The organism is Falsigemmobacter intermedius (assembly GCF_004054105.1).
Classification (GTDB): domain Bacteria; phylum Pseudomonadota; class Alphaproteobacteria; order Rhodobacterales; family Rhodobacteraceae; genus Wagnerdoeblera; species Wagnerdoeblera intermedia.
The window spans coordinates 53,975-74,781 of sequence record NZ_SBLC01000013.1; the positions used below are offsets into that span (position 1 = coordinate 53,975).

General features: G+C 63.8%; 20 protein-coding genes. 14 read left to right on the forward strand and 6 right to left on the reverse strand.

The window, feature by feature from the left end:
• Positions 1 to 56: 56 nt before the first annotated feature.
• On the reverse strand, positions 57 to 2,513 hold the full coding sequence (locus EP867_RS10775) for a membrane-bound PQQ-dependent dehydrogenase, glucose/quinate/shikimate family (protein WP_128489036.1): 2,457 nt from the start codon (positions 2,511 to 2,513) through the stop codon (positions 57 to 59).
• Between the two features lie 338 nt (positions 2,514 to 2,851).
• On the opposite strand from EP867_RS10775, the gene EP867_RS10780 reads away from it, so the two are divergent.
• The 3 genes from EP867_RS10780 to EP867_RS10790 all read left to right on the forward strand — a co-directional run bounded on the left by EP867_RS10780 (position 2,852) and on the right by EP867_RS10790 (position 5,686).
• Positions 2,852 to 3,676 carry an ABC transporter permease gene (locus EP867_RS10780; protein WP_128489038.1) on the forward strand — a complete coding sequence of 275 codons (825 nt, stop codon included), beginning with the start codon at positions 2,852 to 2,854 and terminating at the stop codon, positions 3,674 to 3,676.
• Positions 3,676 to 4,695, forward strand: coding sequence for an ABC transporter substrate-binding protein (locus EP867_RS10785; RefSeq protein ID WP_241656889.1), 1,020 nt, complete (start codon positions 3,676 to 3,678; stop codon positions 4,693 to 4,695). The genes EP867_RS10780 and EP867_RS10785 overlap by 1 nt, the downstream gene beginning before the upstream one ends.
• A gap of 244 nt (positions 4,696 to 4,939) precedes the next feature.
• The gene (locus tag EP867_RS10790) at positions 4,940 to 5,686 is read left to right on the forward strand and encodes a GntR family transcriptional regulator (protein WP_128489040.1); all 747 of its coding nucleotides are present in this window, start codon (positions 4,940 to 4,942) and stop codon (positions 5,684 to 5,686) included.
• A gap of 36 nt (positions 5,687 to 5,722) precedes the next feature.
• Here EP867_RS10790 and EP867_RS10795 read toward each other — a convergent pair whose 3' ends face one another.
• From EP867_RS10795 to EP867_RS10805, 3 genes are read right to left on the reverse strand one after another with little or no spacing between them, the layout of a single operon-like run.
• Complete coding sequence (locus EP867_RS10795; protein WP_128489042.1) at positions 5,723 to 6,331, reverse strand: carboxymuconolactone decarboxylase family protein; 609 nt, start codon at positions 6,329 to 6,331, stop codon at positions 5,723 to 5,725.
• The gene (locus tag EP867_RS10800; RefSeq protein WP_241656890.1) at positions 6,328 to 7,563 is read right to left on the reverse strand and encodes a CaiB/BaiF CoA transferase family protein; all 1,236 of its coding nucleotides are present in this window, start codon (positions 7,561 to 7,563) and stop codon (positions 6,328 to 6,330) included. The genes EP867_RS10795 and EP867_RS10800 overlap by 4 nt, the downstream gene beginning before the upstream one ends.
• A gap of 7 nt (positions 7,564 to 7,570) precedes the next feature.
• A complete protein-coding gene (locus EP867_RS10805; protein ID WP_128489044.1) occupies positions 7,571 to 8,332 on the reverse strand; it encodes an enoyl-CoA hydratase-related protein in 762 nt (253 codons plus the stop codon).
• Positions 8,333 to 8,514: 182 nt separating this feature from the next.
• On the opposite strand from EP867_RS10805, the gene EP867_RS10810 reads away from it, so the two are divergent.
• From EP867_RS10810 to EP867_RS10860, 11 genes are all read left to right on the forward strand, one after another.
• Positions 8,515 to 9,321: an alpha/beta fold hydrolase gene (locus tag EP867_RS10810; RefSeq protein WP_128489046.1), complete on the forward strand. Its 807-nt coding sequence runs from the start codon at positions 8,515 to 8,517 to the stop codon at positions 9,319 to 9,321.
• Between the two features lie 40 nt (positions 9,322 to 9,361).
• Positions 9,362 to 10,036 carry a glutathione S-transferase family protein gene (locus EP867_RS10815; protein ID WP_128489048.1) on the forward strand — a complete coding sequence of 225 codons (675 nt, stop codon included), beginning with the start codon at positions 9,362 to 9,364 and terminating at the stop codon, positions 10,034 to 10,036.
• Positions 10,036 to 10,908: a fumarate hydratase gene (locus EP867_RS10820; RefSeq protein WP_128489051.1), complete on the forward strand. Its 873-nt coding sequence runs from the start codon at positions 10,036 to 10,038 to the stop codon at positions 10,906 to 10,908. The genes EP867_RS10815 and EP867_RS10820 overlap by 1 nt, the downstream gene beginning before the upstream one ends.
• Positions 10,905 to 11,576, forward strand: coding sequence for a fumarate hydratase C-terminal domain-containing protein (locus EP867_RS10825; RefSeq protein WP_128489053.1), 672 nt, complete (start codon positions 10,905 to 10,907; stop codon positions 11,574 to 11,576). The genes EP867_RS10820 and EP867_RS10825 overlap by 4 nt, the downstream gene beginning before the upstream one ends.
• Entirely contained in the window at positions 11,567 to 12,829 is a 1,263-nt protein-coding gene (locus EP867_RS10830) for a 3-isopropylmalate dehydratase large subunit (RefSeq protein WP_128489055.1), read from the forward strand. The genes EP867_RS10825 and EP867_RS10830 overlap by 10 nt, the downstream gene beginning before the upstream one ends.
• Before the next feature lie 78 nt (positions 12,830 to 12,907).
• Positions 12,908 to 13,876, forward strand: a complete 969-nt coding sequence (locus EP867_RS10835; protein WP_164888834.1) for a Bug family tripartite tricarboxylate transporter substrate binding protein — start codon at positions 12,908 to 12,910, stop codon at positions 13,874 to 13,876.
• Between the two features lie 72 nt (positions 13,877 to 13,948).
• Positions 13,949 to 14,467: a 3-isopropylmalate dehydratase small subunit gene (locus EP867_RS10840; protein WP_128489059.1), complete on the forward strand. Its 519-nt coding sequence runs from the start codon at positions 13,949 to 13,951 to the stop codon at positions 14,465 to 14,467.
• Complete coding sequence (locus tag EP867_RS10845) at positions 14,464 to 14,925, forward strand: tripartite tricarboxylate transporter TctB family protein (protein WP_128489061.1); 462 nt, start codon at positions 14,464 to 14,466, stop codon at positions 14,923 to 14,925. The genes EP867_RS10840 and EP867_RS10845 overlap by 4 nt, the downstream gene beginning before the upstream one ends.
• Positions 14,926 to 14,928: 3 nt before the next feature.
• Complete coding sequence (locus EP867_RS10850; protein WP_128489063.1) at positions 14,929 to 16,455, forward strand: tripartite tricarboxylate transporter permease; 1,527 nt, start codon at positions 14,929 to 14,931, stop codon at positions 16,453 to 16,455.
• On the forward strand, positions 16,445 to 17,341 hold the full coding sequence (locus tag EP867_RS10855; protein WP_128489065.1) for a 2-hydroxyacid dehydrogenase: 897 nt from the start codon (positions 16,445 to 16,447) through the stop codon (positions 17,339 to 17,341). Before EP867_RS10850 ends, EP867_RS10855 begins: the two co-directional genes overlap by 11 nt.
• A 44-nt stretch (positions 17,342 to 17,385) precedes the next feature.
• On the forward strand, positions 17,386 to 17,994 hold the full coding sequence (locus EP867_RS10860; protein WP_128489067.1) for a flavin reductase family protein: 609 nt from the start codon (positions 17,386 to 17,388) through the stop codon (positions 17,992 to 17,994).
• Between the two features lie 18 nt (positions 17,995 to 18,012).
• Here the strand turns inward: EP867_RS10860 and EP867_RS10865 are convergent, their stop codons facing one another.
• Complete coding sequence (locus EP867_RS10865; protein ID WP_128489069.1) at positions 18,013 to 19,191, reverse strand: CaiB/BaiF CoA transferase family protein; 1,179 nt, start codon at positions 19,189 to 19,191, stop codon at positions 18,013 to 18,015.
• A 108-nt stretch (positions 19,192 to 19,299) separates the two neighbouring features.
• Entirely contained in the window at positions 19,300 to 20,805 is a 1,506-nt protein-coding gene (locus EP867_RS10870; protein WP_128489071.1) for a tripartite tricarboxylate transporter permease, read from the reverse strand.
• Between the last annotated feature and the right edge of the window lie 2 nt (positions 20,806 to 20,807).

The following is a 20,807-nucleotide window of genomic DNA, read 5'->3' on the forward strand; positions in this document are numbered from 1 at the left end:
CGGGCAGGGGGGGCGCAAATGAAAAGGGCCGCCCTGAGGCGGCCCTTCCGGAAAGTTTACTGCGGCAGCGCGAAGGCCATCACATAATCGCCGCGCTCCTGCGAGGTGCGGGTGCCCCCGGCGGTGACGACCACATATTCGCGGCCGGTTTTCGGCGAGACATAGACCGAAGGGGTCGCCTGGATGCCCACCGGCACTTCATGTTTCCAGACTTCCTGGCCGGTCTTCAGATCGAAGGCGCGGATATATTTATCCATGGTGCCGCCGTAGAAGACGAGGCCCGACTGGGTGGTCACTGCACCGCCGGTGCCCGGCATCCCGATCGGGATCGGCAGACGGGTCGGGATGTTCAGCGGGCCCATGTGCTCGACGGTGCCGAGCGGCATCTGCCATGCAACCTGCTGTGTTTTCAGGTCGATCGCGGTCATGGTGCCGAAGGGCGGTTCCTGGCAGGGCACGCCGAGCGGCGACATCAGGTACCACTTCGCAGCGCCCCAGGGCGTGCCGAACTGCGACGACAGACCCGCGTGCGAGTCTTTCGCATCGGCTTTGTCTGCCTCTTCACGGCCGACCATTTTAATGACATGGGCGGCGCGGCTTTCGGTGAAGACCAGATAGCCGGTCTCTTCCTGGATCGAGGCCGAGCCCCAGTTCATGCCGCCGGCAAAGCCTGGCCACATGATCGCACCCTTTTCGCTCGGGGGGGTGAAGTCACCTTCATAGTCGTAGGACAGGAACTCGATGCGGCACATCAGGGCGTCAAAAGGCGTCGCCCCCCACATCTTCGCTTCCGTCAGACGCTCGGCGCCAATGGTCGGCATGCCGGTCGAATAGGGCTGGGTTGCTGCGGTCCAGTCGCCCTCAACAGCGCCCTGCGGCACGGCTTTTTCTTCCACGTCGAAGATCGGCCTGCCGGTTTCACGGTCCAGAACGAAGATCTGGCCGCGCTTGGTCAGCTGAACGAGCGCCTTCTGCACGCCGCCTTTGCCGTCGGGCAGATCGTAAAGCGCCGGTTGCGAGGGCAGGTCATAGTCCCAGATGTCATGGTTCATCGTGCGGAAGTGCCACTTGTATTCACCGGTGTGGTAATCAAGGGCAACGACCGAGGCGTTGAACTCATCGTCGAACGGACGGCGGTGGCCGCCGAAGAAATCGGGCGTCGCATTGCCGAGCGGCAGATAGACATAGCCGAGATCCTGATCGACCGCGAGGCCGGCCCAGGCGTTCGGGGTGCCGCGGGTGTAGCTTTCCCCTTCCGGCGGGAAGCGTTTGGTTTCCGGACGGCCCAGATCCCAGGCCCAGATCAGCTCACCGGTTTCCGCGTCAAAGCCACGGATCACACCCGGGGGGACATTGGTGGTGACGTTGTCAACAACCCAGCCGCCCTGAATGATGATGCCATCGGCAATGGTGGGCGCCGAGGTCGGCATATAGAAGGCGGGTTTCACCTCGCCCATATGCTCTTTCAGGTCGATCTGACCATTGGTGCCGAACTGCGGGCAAAGCTCGCCGGTTTTGGCATCAAGCTGGATGATGCGCGCATCGATGGTCGGCAGAACCACGCGTTTGGCGCAAAGGCCCTCCGGCACGACCGGTGCGGGCGTTGCCGGGGCGCTGTCGTCCGAGACCGTGAAGGTCGCGGTGGTGGTGAAGCCCGCCGCTTCGCGCTTGACGCGCTGCAGTTCCGGCGAAGGCTGACCGTTGGATTCATAATAGCCCACGCCGCGGCAGCGCTCCCAGAAGGGGGCTTTGGCTTCAGGGTCAAACTTCCACAGCTGCTCGCCGGTATCGGCGTCGAGCGCGAAGAGCTGGCTCTTGGTGTTGCAGGTATAGACGATGCCGTCGATGACGGTCGGCGTGTTCTGATCTTCGGCACCGGCCGCATGGCCGTGTACCGGCAGATGGCCGTGGCGGAAGGTCCAGGCCAGTTCCAGCTGCGCCACATTCTCCGGGGTGATCGAGGATTTCCCGGTGTAACGCGTGCCTTTCAGGCTGCCGCCGTAATGGGGCCAGTTGCCGTTCAGCTCGCCACCCTCAGCGATTTTCTCAGGGGTCACATCATTGGTGATGAAGGGCACCGGCTGGAAAACCCGTACACCCATGGCCAGGAGTGCCAGCGCCGAAAGGCCCGCGCCGGTCAGCGCGAGCGAAGTCGGCAGCGTGCGGCCGCGGGTCAGCGTGGGCGCGGCCAGGAAGACCAGCATCAGGATGACGCCCGGTGCGGCCAGACGCGAGACCAGCGGCCAGAAGTTCAGCCCGGCATCAAAAAGCGACCAGATGACTGTGGCCACGAAGGTTGCGACATAAAGCCAGAGGCCAAGCGCATTGCGCCGCGCCAGAAGCCCTGCCGTTGCCACGAGCGCAAGACCCGTGAGCACAAAGTAAAAAGAGCCACCCAGCGACACGAGCCGGGCTCCGAAGACGGTGAGGAAGATCCCCCCCGCCGCGATGATGAGCGACAGCAGAAGCACCGCAATGGGGGCCCGGGCTGACGCCTTTATCTCTTGGGACATAGTTACGCCTGAAGTCTGGTATGCATTCGTATGCAGAAACTGCATCTGCGGTGGCCAATGGCGACTATGCGTCGCGGGGTCAACCATTCGTGAGGCGGGCGAGAGCGGTTGTGATGGGGCGACAGCCGCTCGCTCGCTCGGCACCTTTCGGGCGGAAAATTCCCGGTTTCCGTACGTAGATGTCCAATTTTACTGCGCAGGGCTTGAATATTTCGCGCAGATGACCCACTGGCAGCGCGCCGGAGCCTGGGGCCGCAATCGGGGTGTGTGATGATTTTATGTGACGTTATGCCGCGGCGCCTGGCCGACGCCCCGAGGGCGGTGTCTGGAGGGCGGCCATGAGAGCGGCCCTTGCCACGCTTCGCGAAGACCTGAGCGCCGCAGGTCAGGCCTTGCGCCGCATCCGCGTCGAAAGCCGGATCATCGCGGCTCTGGTTCTGGCGCTGATCGGCAGCTGGATCTGGTTTGCAGCAGAGCTTCCGGCGGCCTTTCTGCCCTCGCCCGCCGAGACCGGCGATGCGCTTTATGACATGCTGGCGGACCGGCGCGGCGATTATCTGCGCGCCATCGGCGAGACGCTTTCGGTTTTTCTGACCGGGCTTCTGGCGGCGTCGCTGGCGGGGGGCGGCCTGACCTTTCTGATGGGGGCCTTTCCGCTGGCAGGACGGGTGCTCAGCCCCTGTTTTGACCTGCTGGCCTCGGTGCCGAATATCGCGCTGATGCCGCTGATCGTGGCCTTTCTCGGGCTCGGGCCGGAGGCGAAGATCTGTGTGGTCTTTCTCGCCGCGCTGATCCCCCTGGTGGTCAGCGGCGCGGCGGCGCTGCGCCAGATCAGCCCGCTTTATGCCGAAGCCGCGATGAACCTTGGCGCCTCCCGAACGACCGCCTGGGCGAAGGCGGTCTGGCCTCAGGCCCTGCCGCAGATGATCGCTGCCGTGCGGGTCGGGGCCTCTCAGGGGCTGACGGCCTGCGTTGTGGCGGAGATCTATACCGCCATGACCGGGCTGGGCGGGCTGGTGGCGGGCTATGGCAGCGCCTTTAATATGCCGCGCTATTTCGTGGTTGTTCTGACACTTGCGGTGATTGGTGCGACCCTCAGCACCGCTCTGCGCCGTCTCGAGGCGCGGCTGCGCCGCCGCCTTTTTGCGGAAAGGGCTCTGTGATGCGTCTTGTGAAAAATCTGGGCTTTGCGCTGGCAGCCTGTTTTCTGGCCGGGGCCTCACCGCTTGGCGCTCAGCCCTTCCGGATCATCGTGACCAGCACGGAGGTGCCCCTGGTGCCCAATTCGGTCCTCCATCTGGCAGAGCGTGAGGGCTATTTCGCCCGTGAAGGCGTTGAGGTGGAACTGATCGCGGTAGAGCAGACCCCCATGGCCGTCACCGCCCTGCGCACCGGTGCGGGCGAGATGGCCAATATCGGGCTTGAGACCCTTCTGGGGCTTCATGCGGGGGGCGATCACAGCCTGAAAGCCGTGGGCTCCACCGATAAATCCATCCCCTATATCATTGCCGCCCGCAAAGGGCTGAGCCTTGCCGATCTCTCGCAGGGGGCGCGGTTCGGGGTGGGGCGGCCCAACAGCCTCGATCACACCATGTCGCTTCTTGTGCTGCGCGATCATGGCGTGCAGACCTCTGCCGTGACCTGGGTGCCGCTGGGGCAGCCCCAGGTGCGGGCTCAGGCGCTTGTGCAGGGACGGGTTGATGCGAGCACCCTCTCCATCGGGATGTTTCTCTCTATCCCCGACCGCGACGATCTGCAGATCCTGATCGACGGGGCTGACTTTTATGAAGCCGCCCCGATCCTGACCAAGGTGAACGCCGTCCCGGCGTCTGTTCTTGCCTCCAGGGGGGCGGAGGTAGAGGCCGTTCTGACTGCGCTGACGCGCGCGGCCCGAGATTTCGCGGCAGATCCCGCGCTCTGGCCTGCGGCCATGGCCCGCGCACGTCCGGATATCGCGCCGCAGGATCTTAAGGTGCTGGCCGGTCACTACGCCGATGCCTGGACGGTGAACGGCGGGCTGCAGGCAGAGGAAGCCGAATATGCCCGGACCTGGCTTTACCAGACCGACCGTTTTCAGGGAGAGCCCCTCGTCGATCTGCGGCTTTGGGCGGATTTCACGCCGGCAGATGCGATGTTGCATAAGCTAGGCCTGGCAGAGCGGGGCGATCCCGTTTCTCGGTAACCAAAGGCCGACTGCGAGCCGGACGCGATGCTGCCGCGCCCTGTGAGGTCCAGGGCGCTTTCTGAGGCCGCATAAAGGCTGACCAGGGGCTGAGCGGCAAAATGATCCGGATTCCCGAACCACCGCCTCAGAGACTGAGGCACATCCGGTTCGGTTCCCCTCCCGCCAATCGACAAAAGCTTTCATATGGTTTAATAACTTAAGCTCATGTCAGGCTCCGGCCGTCCCTAAAAAGTGCAACGATATGTCCAAAGAAACGAACAGCACGGCGGAACTTCTGAAAAAGAGTGCGGTCTCGCGCTACCTGCAACTCGCCAGCCTGTTTCGCCAGCGTATCGATTCCGGGGAATGGGCTGTGGGTGAACGCATCCCGACGGTTATGGAGCTCGCTGAGCAATGCGGTGTCGCCAGTATGACAATCCGTCAGGCGCTGGATCAGCTTGAGAAGGACGGGCTGATTGAACGCTTCCGGGCAAAAGGCACCTTCGTGAAGGCGCGCAAGCCCAAAGACCTCTGGTGCGAGGTCAACACGGACTGGTCGGGCATGCTGATGGCGCGCACCGATGCGCAGATTGAAATTCTCGAAGACCGCCGCAATGTCGATCTGCCGAGCCATGAGGGGCCGCTTTATGCCACCGCCCCCTCGTATCGCCATCTCCGCCGACGCCACGCGCGTGACGGTGCGGCCTTTCTGCTGGCGGATGTCTATATTGACGAGCGGCTCTGCCCGTATATTCCGGAAGAAGCCTACAGCCATCTGACCGCGATGCGGCTGGTGGCCGATATCCCCTCGCTTGAAATCCGCGATGCGCGTCAGATCGTGACCGTGGGGATTGCTGATCTCTCGGTGGCGACTGAGCTCGACATCGCGATCGGCGATCCGGTGGCGCGGGTGGACCGGATTGTGGTCAGCCAGCAGGGGGAGATTGTGCTGCTCGCCCGCGGGATCTATCGCGGGGATATGATGCGCATCGAGGTGAAGCTGCGCTGACAGCAAAAAGCCCGGCCAATGGCCGGGCTTTGTCTTTCACAGCATCGGGATCCGGCTCAGAGCCTCGGGGACGGTGCCCCCGAGCCCCAGTTCCGGGCCCATGCCCTCGGGCAGCGGCAGACGATGCGCGTTAAGCGTCATGGCGACCATCATGTAATAGCCCGTGAGGGCCGTCAGAACCACCACACCCTCTTCGCCCCAGCGGCGGCGAATGGCAGAATGGCTCGCGTCCGAGACCTGGACCGCGTTCAGAAGTTCCGCAGTATAGGTGTAAATCTCGGCCTCTTCGTCGCTTAGCCCCTCCGGCGCGCGGCCGTCGCGGATGGCATCGACAACGGCTTGCGGCAGACCTTCGCGCAGAGCCACCCGGCTGTGGATCGCCCATTCCAGCTCGGAATTGGTGGCACGGGCGACGAGGATGATCGCAAGTTCGGTCAGGCGCACCGGCAGGGTGGGGTTGAAGCGCAAAGCCTCGCCAAGCGCGCTCCAGGGGGCGGCGAGGGCGGGGACATGCAGCGCGGCGCGCAGCGGGCCGACGAGGGTGCCGCGTTTGCCGGTGACGATGCTGTCATAGACCCGCTGCTGGTCTGCGTTCATTCCCTCAACATCGGGAAGCGTGATGCGGGCTCCGAGAATGGTTTTCATGCGCGGTCCTCCCCGGTTTCTCCAAGCGGGCGCAGGCCGAATTCGGCGCGCACCTCGGCGTCATGCTGGCCCAGAAGCGGAGCCGAGGCGCGATAATCCAGCGGTGCTTTGCTGAAGCGCAGCGGGCTGACCACCTGGCGCAGGCTGCCAAGCAGCGGATGCGGCAGATCGCGCAGCATCTCGCGGTGACGGATCTGCGGCTCGTCAAAGACCATGGGAACGGTGTTGATCGGCCCGCAGGGCACCTTCGCCTGGCCAAGTGCGTGCAGCCAATGAGCCAGCGGCTGCGACAGGAAGCGTTCTGAGATCATCGGATGCAGCCGTGCCAGGTTTTTAACCCTTGCAGCATTGGTCGCATAATCCGGATCATCGGCCCAGCCCGGCTCGCCCAGGCAGGCCGCAAAGCGGCGGAACTGCTCATCATTGCCGACCGCCAGCACGATATGGCCGTCGGCCACCGCGAAGACATCCTGCGGCTGGATATTGGGATGCCGGTTGCCCGCGCGGGTGGGCACTTTTCCAGAGAGCAGATGGTTCATGCCCTGATTGGCCAGCATGGCGGTGGCCACATCGAGCATGGCGAGATCGATATATTCACCCTCGCCGCTCTGCTCGCGCCGCGCGAGCGCCGCGAGAACCGCCACCGTGGCATACATTCCGGTCATAATGTCGATGATCGGCGCGCCCACCTTCTGCGGGCCGCCGCCCGGCTCGGTGTCGGGGGCGCCGGTCACGCTCATCAGGCCGCCCATGGCCTGGATCATGAAATCATAGGCCACATCCGCGGCGCGCGGGCCATCCTGACCAAAGCCCGTCACCGAGCAATAGATCAGCCGCGGATTGACCGCATGCAGATCTTCGGGGCCCAGGCCATAGCGCTGCAGCGTCCCGACTTTGAAGTTTTCCAGCACGATGTCGCAATGTTTCGCCAGATCACGCAGCATCTGCTGATCGGCGGGGTCCGACAGATCCGCTGTAATCGAGCGCTTGCCGCGGTTCACCGAGAGGTAATAGCCCGCTTCCCGGGTCGGCTCGCCGTTGGCGTCGGTGGCCCAGGGCGGGCCCCATTTGCGGGTGTCATCGCCTTCGCCGGCGCGTTCGACTTTGATGACGTCCGCGCCAAGGTCCGCGAGAATCTGCCCCGACCAGGGACCGGCCATGATCCGGCTGAGGTCGAGGACGCGGATGTGAGAGAGAGGTCCGGCCACTACTTTGACTTTCTGTTTCTGCAAGGGTGTTTCAGCGGCCGGTCCAGACCGGAGCGCGCTTCTCGACGGTGGCGCGGATCGCTTCGCGGGCGTCGGCAGTGGTCATGAGGCGGGTCGAATAGCTCTGCTCCAGCTCATAGCCCTCCTCAGTGGGCATAAACTCAATGCGGTTGAGCGCTTCTTTCGCCAGCCGCAGGCCGAGCGGCGCTTTTGATGCGATCAGCGTGGCGAATTCGCGCGCGCGCGGCATCAGATCTTCTGCCGCAACGATCTCTTCGACATAGCCCCAGCGGGCGGCTTCTTCGGCAGAGATCGGAAGGCCCGTGAAATACATCCGGCGCAGCAGGCCCTGGGGCAGGTGACGCGCCATATGCGCAGCCCCGCCGCAGCGGCCGATATTGACCTCCGGCATGCCGAAACGGCTGTTGGGCGTGCAGATGCGGAAATCCGCGCAGGAGGCGATCACATTGCCCGCCCCGAGCGCCGGCCCGTTGATCGCGGCAATCACCGGCACCGAAGCCTTGCGGATCGCGGCGAAGGCACGGCGGATGATGGCGGCGCGGTTGGGGTCCTGCTCGACGGTGGCGGCCACGAATTCGTTGAGATCAAGTCCCGCGCAGAACGCTTTTGAGCCCGCGCCGGTCAGGATGATGCAGTGGATATCGCTCCAGGCTGCGGTCTCTTCAAAAACATCGCCGATCTCGCGATAACGCTCAAGCGTCAGCGCATTGACCGGAGGATTGTCCATCGTGATCGTTGCGACCGTCTGGTCGCGAGTGACCGTCAAAGTCATAGTAACTCCCTGAGATTGAGCGCTGACAGCGGGCACCGAGTCACTCTCAAGCCCACTTGTGCTAATAACATAGTTTATGCTCTTAATTTTGGTGCGGTCAACGGTGAGTCGCTGCTCAGGGACGTGTTGGCAGCAAAAACATAGATATGCTATGTTAATAACTTATATAGAAGGACGCAGCGATGCAAACCTCTGATTTCGACGGCTTTGTGACGACCCCGGCGGCGCGGTTAAGGGTCAGGGTGCAGCGCGCGGCAGAGGCGGATCGCCCCTGGGTGATCTTTTCAAACTCGCTCGCGACCAGCCACCGGATCTGGGACGCACAGGCAGAGATGCTCTCGGGGCGGTTCAATCTGCTGCGCTATGATCAGCGCGGGCATGGGGAATCTCCGGCCACCGGCGCGGTGACCATTGCAGACCTCGGCGCGGATCTTGCAGCGCTTGCAGAGCATTTTGATGTGCGCAACGCCGTGGGTGTCGGGCTCTCGATGGGGGTGCCGACGATGCTGGCCTTCGCCGGACGCGCCCCCGAACGCCTGCGGGCGCTGGTGCTGACGGATGGTCAGGCCGCGACCCAGCCCGGTGGCGCGGCCATGTGGGAAAAGCGCGTCGCCCGCGCGCGGGAGCGGGGGATGGACTGGGTGGCTGAGGATATCATCACCCGGTGGTTCCAGCCCGAAAACCGGACACTGCCGGGGGTTAAGGCGCTCGAAGCCTCGATCCGGACCCTTTCGCTTGAGGGTTATGCCGCCTGCGCCACCGCGCTTCAGGGCTATGATTTCGCATCTGTGGCTGCGGGCTTCGACAAGCCTGTTCTGCTGGTGGCGGGCGCGCTTGACGGGGCGATGCCGGATGTCATGGCGCGTATGGAGGGGATCTTCCCCAAAGCCCGCCTGCAGATCATTCCCGGCGCGGGTCATATCCCGAACCTCGAGCAGACACAGGCTTACAACGCGGCGCTGTCAGACTTCATTGACAGCCTCGATTAATGCATAGATATAGTTTTTTAATTTATTAAGGGAGGCGGATTTGAAGCTGCACTGGTCCCCGCGCTCACCCTTCGTTCGGAAGGTGATGATTGCACTGAAAGCCACCGGACTTGAGGATGGAATTGAGCTCTGCCGCACGGTGGTCTCCTCTGTCAGCCGCTCGCCCGAAGCGATCCTTGCGGATAATCCGGCCGGACAAATCCCGGCGCTGGTTCTGGATAACGGGCTGGTATTGCAGGACTCGCGGGTCATCCTCAGCTGGATCGATCACGCCTCCGGCGGGCAGCTTGATCCGGCCGATCCGATGGAGCGTCTCGGGCAGATGGCCGATGAGGCCCTGGCTGATGAGCTGACCGGAGCGGCGCTGCTGCTGCGCATCGAATATCAGCGCGATGAGCCATCTGAGGGGATGATCGACAATCTTTCCACCAAGCTGCACCGCGGGCTTGCGCGCTTTGAAGCTCGGGTGGCGCAGCTTCCCCAGGCAAAGATCGCGCGCTCGTCCATTGCGCTGATCTGCCTTCTGGGCCAGATCGATCTGCGCTTCTCGCAAAGCCGCTGGCGCGAGGCCTTTCCCGGCCTGCGGGCCTGGGCGGAGGCGATGGAGCAACTGCCCGAAGTGATGGCCACGCGCATCGTCGATGATGCGCCGCCGCAACGGCGCGACACTTCGGCCCTGCTGGATTTCACCGCAGCTCTGCCGGTTGGTGCCTGATGTCTCTTGGGGAGGAGGACATCAGAGAGGTCAGCAAGGCGCTATATTCACGCTGCCTGCGCGCGGTGCCCGAGGACACCCGTGCAGCACTGAGACATGCGATGGCGACTGAAAGCAGCGAGACCGGGCGTAAAACGCTCGATCTCATGCTGCGCTCTGCCGAGCTTGCGGCGCGAAAAGACCGCTTCGTCTGCTCAGACGCCGGTGTGCCGGTCTATTTCGTGCGGATCGGCACCCGCTGCGACTGGCGGGCCAATATCAAATCGGCCATCCGGCAGGGGTTTGATGAACTGGTCCGCGAAATCGATCCGCCGATCCTGCAGCATGTCACCAACCCGCTGACGCTCGAGCGGGGCTATCACGGCAAAGACATGCCGATTGTGACCTTCGATCTGATCGAGGATGCCGATTACATCGAGATCACCTGCAGCCCGAAGGCGCTTGGCTCGGGCCGCTGGGCGGCGCTGGAGTTGTTTACCTTTCCGACACTGGAAACCATCGAGACCTGGGTGCTGGATGTGGCGATCAAGGCCGGTGCTCAGCATTGCCCGCCGGTGATCATGGGCGTGGGGATCGGCGGCACCTTTGATTACGCCGCGAAAATGGCCAAAGAGGCCACGCTGCGCCCCGTCGGCCAGCCCCATCCCGAGCCGATGGTCGCCGGCATTGAGGAGCGGCTCTTCCGCGCCGTCAACGGGCTTGGCTATGGGCCGATGGGCACCGGCGGCGACAGCACGGTCCTGGGCGTGCATGTCAATTACGCGGCAGGCCATGGATTTACCCCGGTCGCGGTCGCCTTCAACTGCTGGATCAACCGCCGCGCCACCGCGCGTCTGCGGGCGGGCCAGCCGGTGGAGTGGTTGCCGATATGATCCGACATCTCCGGCTTCCGGCCGATCCTGCGGACCTCGCGGCACTCACTATCGGCGATATGGTGACGCTGTCGGGCACCATCATTGCGACCGCCGGGATCCCCACTCATCAGCGCCTGGTGGCCTGTATGGAAAGCGGCGAGGCGCCGCCGGTGCCGCTGCAGGGCGGGGCCTTCTTTCACCTGGGCAGCTTTAGTCGCGAAAGCGCCAGTGGTGAGTTTGAAATCCTTTATATGAACCCGACGACCTCGACGCGGTTTAACGATGTGATGCCGGGGCTGATCCGGCATTTCGATCTCAAATGCGTGGGCGGCAAGGGCGGTCTTGACCGGCACTGTGCGGCAGCCCTTGCGCAGACCGGCGGGGTCTATCTCTCGTTTCTCGGTGGCGGTGCGCCGATCATTTCCGCCGGGATCCGGGGGATCCGCCAGATCGGCTACCCCGATATGATCGCGCATTACCGGCTGGTCTGCCTTGAGGTCGAAAACCTCGGGCCGCTGACCGTCGGGATCGATGCCCGCGGGCGCTCGGTCTATGATGAGGGCGATGCCACCGCCCGCGCACGTCGCGACGCATTGATCGCACAGATGCGGGCAGAGCGGGAGGCCACAGGCCCCCAGGCCTCCCCGCCCGTCCTTTCCAGCAGGGAGCCGCCGAAATGGGCATGACCATGGCCGAAAAGATCGTCGCCCGTGCGGCGGGTCTGCCGCTGGTGCGGCCCGGGGAATATGTCACCGTGACGCCCGATTACACCGTCTGCCAGGAGATTTCCTGGTCGGCGCGCAAGGCGATCATGCAGCGCGCGGGCTGCTCAAAGCTCGCCCGGCCTGAGCGGGTGGTGATGGTGGTGGATCATACGACCTCTGCCGGTATGGGCACGCCCTATTACCAGGCCCACCGCGAGATGCGGGATTTTGCCACCGAACAGGGCGCGCATTTCTTCGGCGCGGGCAGCGGGCTCAGGCACCATATGATGACCGAAAACGGCTTCGCGCGCCCCGGCGCGCTGGTTTTCTCGGACGAGCCGAATATCGCGACCGTCGGTGTGGTCGGCGCGCTCAATATTGCCATGTCGTCTGAGGTGGTGGTCACGCAGCTTTCAGAGAGCAACTGGATGATGGTGCCGCGCTCGGTCCGCATCCGGCTTGAGGGGGCGCTGCCCCGGGGGGTCATGGCCCGCGATCTGGTGCAATGCATCATCCGCGATTACGCCGAAGGCGACCGGCTGGCCCAGGCCTGCATCGAATACTGCGGGTCCGCGATCGCCGGGCTGAGCCTTGATGAGCGACAGTCCCTGCTGGCCTGTTCCTATCATGCCGGGGCCGACACGGCGCTGATGCCGCTTGATGATCTGGCGATGGCCTATGCCCGCGCCCGCACCGGAGAGGCGGAGCTGCCCGGGCTCGAGGCGGATCCGGACGCGCAGTATGACTTTGAGGCCGTCTATGACCTCTCGCGCCTTGAGCCGATGATCACGCCGCCCCCGGCGCTGCATCTGGCCCGCCCGGTCACGGAGTTCATCGGTCAGCACATCGATCAGGCCTGCATCGGCACCTGCGCCAATTCCCGGATGGAGGATCTGCGCGCCGCAGCCTCTGTGCTGCGCGGAAAGAAAATCGCAGGCCATGTCACGCTTTATGTGACGCCAGGCAGCCGGGAGATCTATGCCCAGGCCTCCCGCGAGGGGGTTCTGGCCGATCTGACCGAAGCGGGGGCCACGATCCTCGCGCCGGGCTGCACGACCTGCTGGGGCTATGAGGGCTTCCTCAATGCGGGGGAGGTTCAGATCTCCACCCATCAGATGAACTACAACGGCCGCCACGGGCACCAGGACGCGCGCGCCTATCTGGCAAGCCCGCTGACGGTCGCGGCCTCAGCCCTGCGCGGGGTGATGACGGATCCGCGCAGCCTGACCGGCTGATCAAGGCACGGCCGGTGCCGTCGCGGGGAGAGGGCGGCACCGGCGAAGCCCGCAAAGGGCCATTTTGGGAGGATGGATATGAAGAAATCATTGATACTGGCGGCCGCTTTTGCCGCATTCGGCCTGTCTCAGGCTTCGGCTGACACCTGGCCGAACCGGACGGTCACGCTGATCAACCCCTATGCGGCCGGAGGCGCGGCGGATCTGATCGCGCGCACGCTGGCAGAATCGCTGACCCGCGAACTGGGCCAGCCCGTGGTTGTCGATAACCGCACCGGCGGCTCGACCGCGATTGCGGGCAAAGCGGTGGCTTCGGCAGAGGCGGACGGGCATACGCTCATCATCGCGGGCTCGCCGACCTTTGTGATTGCCCCGGCGCTGAACGCCGATGCGGGGTATTCGGGTGCTGAGGCTTTCAGCTATGTGAGCCGCGTTGTGAACGTGCCGAATATCCTCGTAACTTCGGCCAAAGGCGGTCTCGACAGCCTTGAGAAGATCAAAGAGGCCGCCCTGAAAGAGCCGGAAGCCATCAGCTACAGCTCGGTCGGGCCCGGCTCGCTGCCGCATATGATCGGGCTGATGTTCGCCGATGAGATCGGTGCGAGCATGTTGCATATGCCCTATCAGGGGGTGGCCCCGGCGACGGTGGACCTGCTCGCAGGCAATGTCGATATCGGCTTTATGAATGCGACCGCGCTGGTGCCGCACATCCGGTCGGGCGATCTGAAGGCCCTGGCGATTGCCTCCACCAAACGTTCGCCGCAGCTGCCGGATCTGCCGACGATGGGCGAGCTGGGCTTCCAGGACTATGAGATGGGCACCTGGTACGGCGTTGCGGGCCCCAAAGGTCTGCCCGAGGCTGTGGTGGCAAAGCTTGACGCAGCACTTGCCAAGGCCATGCAGGACTCCGAGGTCCTGAACCGCCTGACCACCGCCGGGGTCGATCCCTTCTATCTGCCGAGCGCAGATTTCGCAGCCTTCGTGGCGAGCGATGCGGAAACCGTCGGCGGCATCATCGAAAAATCCGGCGTGCGCAACGCTGACTGAGCCGCAGGGGCGCGGCGGCTGACGCCGCGCCCGTTGCCGGGGCCCCATGGCCCTTAACAGGAAGGAAAGACGATGCTCGTCCTGACCGGCAGAGCCTGGCTTTTTGGCGATAACATCAGCGCGGATGACGGAATTATCCAATATTCGCAGGTGCCTGACCTCGGCTCTTTCGACATCCCCGCTCTGCGCGCGATGTGTTTTGCCACCATCCGCCCCGAATTCCGCGCCGGCGTTCAGCCGGGCGATTTCGTCGTTGCGGGTAAGAACTTCGGCCATCACAGCCACCCCCATGCCTGCGTTGCCATGCGCGAATGCGGGGTTGCGGCCTGTCTGGTGGAAAGCACGGATTCCGCCTTCGTGCGCAAGGCGCTCAATGCCGGTCTGCCGATTGTGGTCTGCCCGGGCATCACCGGTCTTTGCGCGGATCATCAGGAGCTGCGCCTTGATATGGCGAAGGGCGAGGTTGAAAATCCTGCCACCGGCGCGCGGCTGGGCTTTCGCCCCTTTGCGCCGCAGATGATCGAAGTCTGGCAGGCCGGGGGACTGGCCGCCGCTTTGCAAAAACGCTTTTCAGACAGGATCGCACCATGAGCGGCGGCGCGCAGACAGCCAGGAAGCTGAACTATTGGGAACTGGCGATCGCCGGTGTCATCGTCGCAATCGGCGTGACCCTGATCGTCACCGGAGGCCAGTTCGGCACCGGCAGTTTCCGCCGGATCGGGCCGGGCTTTTTTCCGAGTGCGGCCGGCTGGCTGATGGTCTTTTTCGGGATCTGCTGCGGGCTGGAGGCGCGCTATTCCACCGCGCGCCCCCCCGCGATCCGACCGCGCGTCCTGCTGGTCTGCTTCGGAGCCTTGCTGGTCTTCGCGCTGATCGTGAAACCGCTGGGACTTGTGCCGGCAAGCTTTGCGCTCGTCTTTATCAGCCGCTTTGCCGAACCGGGCAACCCGGTCCTCGGCGGCTTCATTCTCAGCCTGATGGCGGGTCTCTTTTCCTGGGGTGTCTTCATCCTGGGCCTGCGCCTGCCGCTGCAACCCTTCTGGTGGTGAGCCATGGTTGAATTTGCCCATATCCTTTCCGGCTTTGAGCGCGCTTTTGCCTTTGATGCGCTGCTGATGTGCTTTGTCGGTGTGACCATCGGCACCTTCATCGGGGTTCTGCCGGGGGTCGGTGCGCTGACCGCTGTGGCGCTTTGTCTGCCGCTGACCTTTTACATGGATCCGACCGTCGGTCTGATCATGCTGGCCGGGATCTTTTACGGCGCACAATATGGCTCCTCCACGGCGTCGATCCTGCTCAATGTGCCAGGCTCGGTGACCTCTGCGGTGACCTGTCTGGATGGCTATCCGATGGCCAAACAGGGTCGGGCCGGGGTTGCGCTTTTCATGACCACGATCTGCTCATTTGTGGGCGGATCGATTGCGATCCTGATCATGATGGTGGCAACGCCACTGGTCGCGGCGGTGGCCCTGAAAATGTCCTCAGTGGAATATTTCATGATCATGGCCATGGGTCTGGTCATGGCGGCCACGGTCGCGCCCGGCTCGCCGATCAAAAGCCTTGCGATGGTGGCCTTCGGACTGGCGCTTGGCACCGTGGGGATGGATCTCAACAGCGGGGCGCTGCGCTATACCTTTGGCCAGCTTGAGCTGACCGAGGGCATCAGCCTTGTGGCCATTGCCATGGGGATGTTCGGGCTGACCGAAATCATCGGCTCGATCGGGAAAAGCGACAATAAACCCATGTCGGCCCGCGAGATCACCTTTCGCAGGATGATGCCGACCCGCAAAGACGTCAAAGACAGCGTCATGCCCACCCTGCGCGGCACCGGCATCGGGGCCGTGATCGGCGCGTTGCCGGGGGCCGGGGCCACGATTGCCACCTTCATGGCCTATGCGACCGAGAAGAAGGTCTCCAAAGACCCCTCGCGCTTTGGCAAAGGCGCGATTGAGGGGGTGGTGGCACCGGAGGCGGCGAATAACTCTGCCGTTCAGGCGGCCTTCATGCCGACCCTGTCGCTTGGTATTCCGGGTGATGCGCTGATGGCCTTTCTGCTGGGCGCGATGATCATGCACGGCATCGTGCCGGGACCGCGGTTTCTGACCGAACAGCCGGTGATGTTCTGGGGGCTGATCGCCTCCTTCTGGATCGGCAATGTGTTTTTGCTCTTCCTGAACATTCCGCTGATCGGGCTTTGGGTGCGGCTGCTGACGGTGCCCTACCGGTTTCTCTACCCGCTGATCCTGTTTTTCATCTGTATGGGCGTCTTTGCGATCAAGCAGCAGGTCTTTGATATCTGGCTGGTGGTGGCCTTTGGCGCTTTGGGTCTGGTGCTGCTGCGCTTTGGCTATCCTCCGGCGCCGATCCTGCTCGGGTTCGTGCTCGGGCCGCTGATGGAGGAGCATTTCTCCCGCGCGATGCTGATGTCCCGGGGTAAGCTCTCGATCTTTCTCGAACGCCCGATCAGCGCCGTTTTGCTGATCATTACGGCGGTGATCTTCTTTATGTCGCTGCGCTCGGTCCTTCGGCTGTTGCGCACGGGCACCCATACCGCTGCGGAGGCGAGCCTTGACCCCTGATATGACCCCGGCGCTGCTGGTGACCTGCGCCATTCCGCCTGAATTGCAAAGCGTGCTGAGCGCGGAATTCACTCTGGTGACGGATCTTCCCGAGGGAATGTCCGCCGAAGTGGCGGTGACCACCTCCATGGCCGGCTTTACAGAGGCGCAGATGGCGGCTCTGCGGGGCCTGAAGCTGATCTTATGCAATGGCACGGGGCTTGAGAAAATCGACCTCGCCGCCGCTCAGGCGCGGGGCATTCGGGTGGTCAATACGCCCGACGCCGTGACGGAAGACACCGCCGATACGGCGATTGCGCTGACCTATGCGCTGCTGCGCCGCACGGTGGCCGCGGACCGTTTCGTGCGCGAGGGCCGTTGGGGGCCGGAGCGTTTCGGCCCCGGGCGTCGCATCAAGGGGACCCGTCTGGGCGTCGTTGGCCTTGGCCGCATCGGTCGCCGGGTGGCCGAACGCGCCTCTGCCCTGGAGATGGAGGTGCGCTATCATTCCCGTAGCGAGAAGCCCGGGCCCTGGGCGCGGGCCTCTTCGCTGAGCGAACTGGCGGCCTGGGCCGATGTCCTGGTCGTCACCGTGGCAGGCGGCGCGGAGACGGCGGGGCTGATCGACGCGGGCATCCTCAGCGCGCTTGGTCCTGAGGGCTGGCTGATCAATATCGCCCGCGGCTCGGTCGTTGATGAAGAGGCGCTGATCACCGCGCTTCAAAGCGGGGCGATCGCCGGTGCGGGGCTTGACGTCTTTGCCCGCGAGCCGCAGATCGATCCGCGGTTTGCCACGCTTGAGACTTGTGTCCTGCAACCCCATTCGGCCGCGATCACCCGCGAAACGCGGGGCGATATCGCCCGGACCCTGCTGGAGGCAGCGCGCGCCTTTTATGGCCGCGCCTGAGCCTTTGGCCCCACCCAAAGCGTTGAGCGCCAAGGAAAAGACCCATGTTCTACCGACCCGAGGACGGGGCACCGCTGCCCCACAATCCCTTCACCGCCCTGGTCGCGCCGCGCCCTATCGCCTGGATTTCGACCCGCAATGCCGAAGGCCGCCCCAATCTGGCACCCTACAGCTTTTTCAATGCGATCTCCGGCAAGCCGCCGGTGCTGGGCTTCTCGTCTGAGGGGTTGAAGGACACCTCACGCAATATCATCGCGACGAAGGAATTCACCATCAATATGGCCGGGCGCGAGCATGCGCAGATGCTGAACCTGTCGTCTGCGACGCTGCCGCCTGAGGTGAATGAGTTTGAGTTTGCCGATGTGCCGATGGCGGCAGGCGTGACCATCTCTGCCCCGCGCGTGGCCACGGCGGTCTGCGCCTTTGAATGCCGCCTGCTGGAGTTCCGCCGCATCAAACTCCTCGATGGCAGCTATACCAACAACATCCACTTTATCGGTCAGGTGACCGGCATCCATATCGACGATCGTTATATCAAAGACGGCCGCGTGGATGTGGTGGCCGCCGGGATGCTGTCGCGAATGGGATATCGCGATTACAACAGCCTCAGCGAGAGCTTTGAGATGATCCGCCCGAGCGATTATCCGGGTTGAGGATCAGGTCCCCCCGTGTCAGGGCGCGGGGGGGCGCCCATAAAGCGCTGTCAGGATCTCGCCGCGGTGCTGGTCAAGATCGGGCACCGCTCCGCGCTCGGGGCGGTCGTCATAGCCTGAAATTTTGACCGGATTTCCCACCACCTGAAACCGCTGCCCGGCGCTGTCGCGGGTCTCGCAGATCATCTGTCTTGCGGCAAGTTGCGGATCCTCCATCAGATCGGCGACATTGCGGATCGGCCCGCAGGGAATGCCCTCGGCCTGCAGAAGGCTGAGCCATTCGTCGCGCGATCGCGTGGCCAGCGTGAGCTCAATCTCAATCTCCAGCGCCTGGTGATGGCGTTGACGATCCGTCCGCTTGAGGAAGAGCGGATTTTGCGCAAGTTCGGCCCGCCCGATCGCGGCGGTGAAGCGTGCAAAGAGCCGGTCATTTCCGGCGGCAATCACCAGCCAGTCATCGGCGGTGCGAAAGGCCTGAAAGGGCGCGATCAGGGGATGTTTGCTGCCCATCGGGCGCGGCAGCTCGCCGGTGGCGCCGTAGCGGGTAACGGCATTTTCGAGCAGAGCCACCTGGCAGTCGAGCATGGAGATATCGATGCGCCGCCCCTTGCCGCTGCGGCTGCGGGCATAAAGCGCCGATGTCACTCCAAGCGCGAGAAAGGCCCCCGCGCCCACATCGCCGATGGAGGTGCCGACACGGGCCGGCGGGCCATCTTCGGGTCCGGTCACCGACATCATGCCGCCCATGGCCTGGACGACGATGTCATAGGCGGCGCGGTCGCGGTAAGGACCGGTCTGGCCAAATCCGGAGACAGAGCCATAGATCAGCTGCGGAAATTTCGGCGCAAGCTCTTCCCAGCTCAGCCCAAGTTTTTCCATGACCCCGGGGCGGAAATTCTCCAGCAGCACATCGGCGGTGGCGAGCAGATCCATCAGAATGGCCCGGTCATCCGGCGCCTTGAGATCGAGGGCGATGGATTTCTTGCCGCGATTGACTGAGGCAAAATAGGTCGAGGTGCCGCCGACAACCGGACCAAAGCCGCGGCTGTCATCGCCGCTGCCGGGGGCTTCGACTTTGATGACGGTGGCGCCCAGATCGCTCAGCACCATGCTGGCATAGGGGCCGGCCAGCACCCGGGTGACGTCGATGACCGTCACGCCTTCAAGCGGGCCGGGGGCTTCGGGGCTATGGGTCATGGGGCCGGTTCCGGGTCGCTGGCTCCGGCCCGCAAAGAGCAGACCGGAGGATTGGCAGTCGGGCAGGATGTCGCAGGCCCGCCCGGAAGGTTCAAGCCCCCGCAGGGCTCAGTCTTCGTCCTGGAAGGCAACTTCGCGGGTCTTGCGGAATGAGGGCAGCAGAACTGCGGCCAGCAGCAGCGCCGCCGCGCCCAGCATCACGGCGCTGATCGGCTGGGTGAAAAACACCGTCGCATCGCCACGCGAGATGAGCAGCGCACGGCGCAGATATTCCTCCAGCATCGGGCCAAGGATCAGCGCCAGCAGCATCGGCGCGGGCTCCGCATCGAGCTTGCGGAAGATATAGCCCAGCACGCCAAAGGCCGCCATCATCCAGACATCAAAGGTGCTGTTGGCCAGGCTGAAGACCCCGATCGCGCAGAAAATGCAGATCGCCGGATAGAGGAAGTGATAGGGGATCGAGATCAGCTTCACCCAAAGCCCGACGAGCGGCAGGTTGAGGATCACCAGCATCAGGTTGCCGATCCACATCGAGGCAATCAGGCCCCAGAAGAGCGCCGGCTGCTCGGCCATGACGCCGGGTCCGGGCTGGATGCCCTGAATGATCAGCGCGCCGATCATCAGCGCCATGGTGGCATTGCCCGGAAAGCCCAGCGTCAGCATCGGGATAAAGGCGGTCTGGGCGGCCGCGTTATTGGCAGCCTCGGGACCGGCCACGCCTTCAATCGCGCCTTGACCAAACTCCCGGGGCGTTTTTGAGAGCTTCTTTTCCATCGCATAGGAGCCGAATGCCGCCAGCATCGCGCCGCCGCCCGGCAGCACCCCCAGCACAGAGCCAAGCCCGGTGCCGCGCAGGATCGGGCCGGTGATCCGCTTCCAGTCGCTGCGGGTGGGCATCAGGCCGGTGACGCTTTTGACCATCACTTCGCGGGTGCGCTCATTCTCAAGGTTGGCGATGATCTCGCCGATGCCGAAGACCCCCATGGCGACGACGACAAAATCAATGCCATCCATCATATCCATCGAGCCGAAGGTGAAGCGCGGCAGGCCCGAGTTCACATCGGTGCCGACAAAGCCCAGCATCAGCCCGATCAGGATCATGCCGAAGGCGCTCAGCAGAGAGCCGCTGGCAAGGATGATCGAGGCGATGACCCCCAGCACCAGCAGCGAGAAATATTCCACCGGCCCGAATTTCAGCGCGACCACAGCAAGCGCCGGCGCGAAGGCCGCGATCAGGATGGTGCCGACGGTGCCTGCGAAAAAGCTGCCGATGGCGGCGGTTGCCAGCGCCGCGCCCGCGCGGCCCTTCCGCGCCATCTGATAGCCGTCCATGGCCGTGACGACGGAGGAGGCTTCGCCCGGCAGATTGACGAGGATCGCGGTGGTCGAGCCGCCATATTGTGAGCCGTAATAGATCCCCGCCAGCATGATGAGCGCGGCATCCGCCGACAGACCAAAGGTCAGCGGCAGGAGCATGGATATGGTGGCGATCGGCCCCAGCCCCGGCAGCACGCCGACTGCCGTGCCAAGAAAAACGCCGAGAAAGCAGTAGATCAGGTTCTGCAGCCCGAAAGCCGTTTCAAACCCGAGCGAGAGATTGGCAATCAGATCCATGG